The organism is Bradyrhizobium sp. UBA2491, from assembly GCF_002341725.1.
In the GTDB taxonomy this organism is placed as follows: Bacteria; Pseudomonadota; Alphaproteobacteria; order Rhizobiales; family Xanthobacteraceae; genus Bradyrhizobium.
This window is the reverse complement of record NZ_DDOP01000046.1, coordinates 49,589-52,086: the sequence shown is the minus strand read 5'-3', so window position 1 is coordinate 52,086 and position 2,498 is coordinate 49,589. Positions and strand designations below refer to the sequence as shown.

Genomic DNA, 2,498 nt, shown 5'->3' with positions numbered 1-2,498 from the left:
GCCGACGCGGCCTGGCCGGCACCCGCCAGCATGAGCACGCCGACCACGATCAGGAACTGTCGCATCCGCTGCGGGATCTGGCCGGCGACCGCGCTGTGCATCAGATTGGCGGTGAAGTAGCCGCCCGAAAACCCGACGCTGGCGATCAGCCACCAGGCGATCGCGGCGCCCGCCGGCATGAATTCGTGGCTGTCGGAGCGCCACAGGCCGCCGAGGTCGAGCCCGTAGCGCGCACCGAGCATATGCACGGCCAGCGCCAGCAGCACGCCGGATACCATCGCGCCGCCGAGGATGAGGTAACGCGGAAAATAGGTCGTCTCGGGCATGGCTCGCTTGTAGGATAGGCGCGACACTCCATGCAAGCGCCCGGATGTGTCCGAACAGGTGGAACGGCGGATTGCCAACAACGTTGCAGCAGCGGTCGGAAGCAGGCGAGGGCGCAGCCCTGCGCTATGCCTACAAGGCCTCGTTGATCGGCTCGGCGCACCAGTTCGAGCTGACCGAGGACGGGCTGGCTTGGCGGATCGCCGGCAGGTCCGGCGTGTGGGACTACGCCGACATCTCCGCCGTGAAACTGTCCTATCGCCCGGTCTCGATGCAGCAGCAGCGGTTTCGCGCCGACATCGACAATGCCAAGGGTGGCCGGATCGCGATCCTCTCGACCACCTGGCAGACCGCGACGCTGGTGGCGCCGCAGGGGGAGCTCTATCGTGCGTTCATCGTCGAGCTGCATCACCGGATGCAGGCGGCGGGCAGCACGGCCAAGCTGGTCGGCGGCCTCGGGCCGAAGACATACACTGCGGCGTTGGCGGTGCTGGCGTGGCTTGCGGTGGCCATGATCGGATTGCTGGTGATGGCGCTCATGGCCTCGAACTGGATGGGTGCGCTGTTCCTGGTCGGGTTCGCGGCATTGTTCGCCTGGCAGGTCGGCGGCTTCGTCACGCGCAACCGGCCGCGGCGCTACGGCTTCGATCGATTGCCCGATGCGCTGCTGCCGAAGGCCGCCCGCAATCAAGCGCAATGAAACGTGACTTCGCGCGCACGGCTGCGCGCGGCATCGTCGTCGCGGTGATGTCGTGGCCGGGGAGAGCGGAGGCATGGATGATCGAAGCTTGCGGATGCCGTCCGACGACGAGATCGCCGCGATCAATACGCAGCACCTGATCGAGACACCGCTGAGGCCCGCCGATCTGCTGTTCGTGTTCGGCACGCGCACGGATGTTGCCGAGCGGGTCGATGCGGCGGTCGATTTGTGGCGTGCAGGGTTCGCGCGCTGCGCGATCGTGAGCGGCGGCATCACGCCCGGCGATCACCGCTCGGAATGCGCGATCATCAAGGCCGCGATGGTGGCGCGCGGTGTGCCGTCCGAGCGCATCCTCGAGGAACATCGCGCGCAGAACACCGGCGAGAATGTCGTCTTCTCGCTGCCGGTGATCGACGCTGTGCTCGGCCTTGCCAATGTCCGAAGCGTGATCTGCCTCGGCAACAGCTGGACCGCGCGGCGCTATCCGATGACGCTGCACCGGCACTGGCCGGAGGTCGAGAAGATGCTGGTGACGGTGGACGGCTTCGCGATTCCGCGCGCGCAGTGGCATACCGTTCCGGAATTTCGTCGTCGCGTCCTCATCGAGTGGGACAAGATCGAACCTTACAAGGCGAGGGGATTCATCGCGGAATGGCCGGTTGGCTGACCGCGCTGCCGGCATTGCCGCGGCACTGTGGAAGGCGGTTCGCAGTCGAACGCAACAAACGACGAACTGTAAGTGGCCTGTAAGCAATACGCGATACACTCAGCAACAAATCAATCTTAGCTGGAGTGTCAGATGACAATCCGGACCCCGCTTCTGGCGCTGTGCCTCGTGCTGTCGGGCATCTCCCCGGTGCTCTCCAAGGGCGGCAGCGTCGGCAACAAGCATGATCCGCTCGACCCCCATCACATCGACAGCCTGCCGCTCGATGTGCAGCAATATATCGCCGGGATTTGCAGGGGGACGCCGGTCGCGCAGCACGATTTCGCGACCTACTCACCGCAAGAGAAGCGCTGGCGGATCAATCTCGAATATCTACAGTGCGGCGTGATCGGGGAATATCGCAGAGGCGACCTGTGCCTTGACGTGGACTTCGTGGCCGCGGGGGCAGGCTACCGCCTTGCCCGAAAGACGTATGCCGCCTGCGGCTACTGACATCCTGCTGCTCTGACGATCTATCGCCGTCACCGGCTACCTGAGCAGCCGGCGTGAGAGCGCGATCCAGGTCAGAAGGACCGCGAATGTCGGGAGCACCCAATTCTGAATGGGAAACCCGAAGACGACGAAATATCCCGTCAGCAGATGGCGCATAGAAGGCCCCCGAGCGCCCATGCTACTGCCGGTCGCTGACGGGGGACTTACGGGAGGACGGGCCGCACCTCGGAGTGCCAAACGCCTGATGAGATCAGGTTGATCTGGAGCGGCATCGGAAGTCCACCTCTCCCAAGGGAGAGGTCGATTTGCGCAGCA

Annotated in this window: 4 protein-coding genes; 3 read left to right on the top strand and 1 reads right to left on the bottom strand. The window is 64.9% G+C overall.

The features are described 5' to 3' along the window. On the bottom strand, positions 1–326 hold a 326-nt coding region (locus B2W55_RS15700; protein ID WP_291532243.1), incomplete at its 3' end, for a hypothetical protein. Positions 327–397: 71 nt separating this feature from the next. Here B2W55_RS15700 and B2W55_RS15695 point away from each other — a divergent pair. The 3 genes from B2W55_RS15695 to B2W55_RS15685 all read left to right on the top strand — a co-directional run bounded on the left by B2W55_RS15695 (position 398) and on the right by B2W55_RS15685 (position 2,183). After that, a complete protein-coding gene (locus B2W55_RS15695) occupies positions 398–1,024 on the top strand; it encodes a hypothetical protein (protein ID WP_244442330.1) in 627 nt (208 codons plus the stop codon). Positions 1,025–1,097: 73 nt separating this feature from the next. Beyond that, positions 1,098–1,691, top strand: coding sequence for a YdcF family protein (locus tag B2W55_RS15690; protein ID WP_024584622.1), 594 nt, complete (start codon positions 1,098–1,100; stop codon positions 1,689–1,691). 132 nt (positions 1,692–1,823) lie between these two features. Beyond that, a complete protein-coding gene (locus B2W55_RS15685) occupies positions 1,824–2,183 on the top strand; it encodes a hypothetical protein (protein ID WP_024584623.1) in 360 nt (119 codons plus the stop codon). Positions 2,184–2,498 lie beyond the last annotated feature (315 nt).